The sequence below is a fragment of the Microcystis sp. M179S2 genome (genome assembly GCF_020245805.1).
GTDB lineage: Bacteria > Cyanobacteriota > Cyanobacteriia > Cyanobacteriales > Microcystaceae > Microcystis > Microcystis aeruginosa.
In genome coordinates this window covers 1-3,424 of sequence record NZ_JADBUE010000027.1, presented here as the reverse complement: position 1 = coordinate 3,424, position 3,424 = coordinate 1, and the positions used below count along the sequence as shown (strand labels likewise).

At 48.6% G+C, this 3,424-nt stretch carries 1 protein-coding gene; it reads left to right on the top strand.

Features of this window, described 5'->3' with window-relative positions; all coding sequences use genetic code 11:
• Nucleotides 1-410 precede the first annotated feature (410 nt).
• The gene (gene gyrA, locus IM500_RS01420) at nucleotides 411-2,963 is read left to right on the top strand and encodes a DNA gyrase subunit A (protein WP_287737479.1); all 2,553 of its coding nucleotides are present in this window, start codon (nucleotides 411-413) and stop codon (nucleotides 2,961-2,963) included.
• Nucleotides 2,964-3,424 lie beyond the last annotated feature (461 nt).

The following is a 3,424-nucleotide window of genomic DNA, read 5'->3' as shown; positions in this document are numbered from 1 at the left end:
TAGACCTCTTGCAAAAGTCTTAAGTCGATCCTTGTACAGCAACATTTTTGAAGATTATCAACTACTAATAAATAATTAACTGAAAGTCCCTCCCATTATTGTTTCTATCGTTTGTTTTCGGATTTATGCAAGAGGTCTACTTAGGGTGCGGAATGTGGGTTTAAAGAGCTGCGCGACTTTCTGCCATCTCTGTCAAGAGGATAGCAAACCATTAACCCGTCCATCCCAGCCAAGGTATCTGCGATCACTACTGACTTGGCACTGTTCTAAACCCCAAAAAAGAGAGATTTTATGGTAAAATAGTCCTACAAATGGGCATATTCTGCACATCAAAAGGGTAAAAACCCGATTTTTAGCGAATTTACTCACAAAAACGCTTTTTTTGCCTTGTTATTGGAGTTAACCCCCCTATGACCGCCGCCCAGGATCATATCGTCCCCACAGACTTAAGCAATGAAATGTCCCGTTCCTATCTAGAATACGCCATGAGCGTCATCGTTGGGCGCGCCTTGCCCGACGCTAGGGACGGACTGAAACCCGTACACCGGCGCATTCTTTATGCGATGTACGAACTAGGATTAACCCCCGATCGCCCCTTCCGGAAATGCGCTAGAGTCGTCGGGGAAGTATTAGGAAAATACCATCCCCACGGGGATACTGCTGTTTACGATGCTCTCGTCCGCATGGCCCAGGATTTCTCCATGCGCGATCCCCTGATTAACGGTCATGGTAACTTCGGATCGATCGATAACGATCCCCCGGCAGCCATGCGTTATACCGAGTGTCGTCTGCACACCCTGGCCACCAACGCCCTACTACAGGATATCGAGTCAGAAACCGTCGATTTCGCCGATAACTTCGATGGTTCCCAACAGGAACCCGTGGTTTTGCCCTCTAGAGTCCCGCAACTGCTAATTAATGGCTCATCGGGCATCGCCGTCGGTATGGCCACCAATATCCCCCCCCACAACCTGGCCGAGATTATCGATGGAACCGTTGCCCTCATCCATAACCCCGATCTCACCGATACGGAATTACAGCGTTATATCCCGGGGCCAGACTTTCCCACCGGGGGGCATATCCTTGGTAGAGACGGCATTCAGGAAGCTTACACCACCGGCCGCGGTTCCATTACCCTGCGGGGAGTCGCTACCATTGAAACTATCGAACAAAGGGGAAGACCCGATCGAGATGCTATTATCATCACCGAACTGCCCTATCAAACCAATAAAGCGGCATTAATCGAAAAAATCGCCGATTTGGTCAATGATCGCAAAATAGACGGTATTTCCGATGTGCGGGACGAAAGCGATCGCGACGGCATCCGGGTAGTGATCGAACTGAAACGAGATGCCTATCCTCGCGTCGTCCTCAACAATCTTTATAAACAAACGCCCCTCCAGTCGAATTTTGGGGCGAATATGTTGGCATTAGTCGATAACGAACCGAGATTACTGACCTTAAGGGAGTTTCTTCGGGTTTTCCTCGATTTTCGGGTAGAAGTGATCACCCGTCGTACCCGTTATGAACTCCGCAAGGCCGAGGAAAGGGATCATATCCTTCAGGGTTTACTAATTGCCCTCGCTAGTCTCGATGCAGTCATTGCCCTGATTCGCAGTGCTGCCGACACAGCTAGTGCAAAAGAGGGATTAGTGCAGAATTTTGGTCTTTCAGAGGTGCAAGCGGACGCAATCCTACAAATGCAGCTGCGACGGTTAACCGCCCTAGAATCGGAGAAAATTCAGCAAGAACACGGGGAATTACTGACAAAAATCGGCGATCTTCAGGATATTCTAGCCAAAAAAGAACGGATCGACAGCATTATCGAGGAAGAACTGCAACAGATCAAAACGATTCACGCTACCCCCCGTCGCACTCATATTGAACAACGGGAAGGAGAAATCGCCGAAACTGACCTGATTGCCAACGAACAGGCCTTAATTCTCGTCACCGAACAGGGTTACATCAAAAGAATGCCCGTTAATACCTTTGAGTCCCAAAATCGGGCGACAAGGGGCAAAGCTGGCGCAAAAATGAAAGAAGACGACGGCATCGATCACTTTATCACCTGCCGCGATCACGATAGCGTTCTCTTTTTCACCGATCGCGGGGTTGTCTATAGTCTCAATGCCTATCATATCCCCACCGGTTCCCGTACCGCTCGCGGGGTTCCCATCGTGCAACTGTTAGAGATTCCCAAAGGGGAGAAAATTACCTCGGTGGTGGCAGTCAGCGAGTTCAGCGAGGATAATTACCTGATTATGCTCACACAAAAGGGATTTATCAAGAAAACCGCCCTCGCTGCCTTTAGTAATATTCGATCGAACGGTTTAATCGCCATTTCTCTCGAAGACGGTGATCAACTCCGTTGGGTTCGCTTGGCCAAAGAGGAAGACAGCGTCATTATCGGTTCTCGTCAGGGGATGGCAATTCATTTTAAGGCCGATAGTCAACAATTGCGCTCCTTGGGAAGGGCAACTAAAGGCGTAAAATCGATGAAATTGCGCTCAGGTGACGAATTAATTAGTATGGACATCCTGCCTAGTCAAATTGTCGCCCAAATCGCTGAATCTAACGAAGAAGAAACCGAGGACGAAAGCGAAGAAATTAACCCCGAAGTGGCTAATAATGGCCCCTGGGTGTTAGCGATTACCATGGCAGGACTGGGAAAACGGGTTCCCGTTACCCTCCTACGTCTGCAAAATCGGGCGGGATTAGGAGTCAGAGTGATTAAATTCCGCAAAAAGAACGATAAATTAGCGGCTCTGCACGTTGTTAACCCCCACGAGGAATTTATGATTATCACCGAACGGGGTATTATTATCCGTCAATCCGTCGATGCTATTACTCCTCAATCGCGATCGGCCGGAGGCATCCGGGTACAAAAACTCGATGAGGACGATGCGATCGCTGCGGTAGCCCTAGTTCCCCCTAATGATGGGGAGGAATCTGAAGAAAGTTAGATTTGCTGGGAAGTGGGGTGTGGGGTGTGGGGAAGTGGGGAAGTGGGGAAGTGGGGAAATGGGGAAATGGGGAGAATAAATAAAAATAATCTCCTGATTACTGTCTCCTGATTACTGTCTCCTATCTCCTATCTCCTATCTCCTATCTCCTATCTCCTATCTCCTGTCTCCTGTCTCCTGTCTCCTGTCTCCTATCTCCTATCTCCTGACTCCTATTGGGACTTAGACAAAAAACAAATCGAGAAAAGCCTCAACTCCAATCCCCGCGTTGGATTTACTTCGAGAAGCCCAAAATCGCTGAAACCCAGATAGATCAAGGAAAATCATAAATCGAGGTTAACCCTTTGTCCCGTAATCGTTTGAGCCTTTTTTGCTGACCGAAAACGCCTAAGTTCCACTATCTCCTGTCTCCTGTCTCCTGTCTCCTATCTCCTATCTCCTATCTCCTGTCTCCTTTCCTG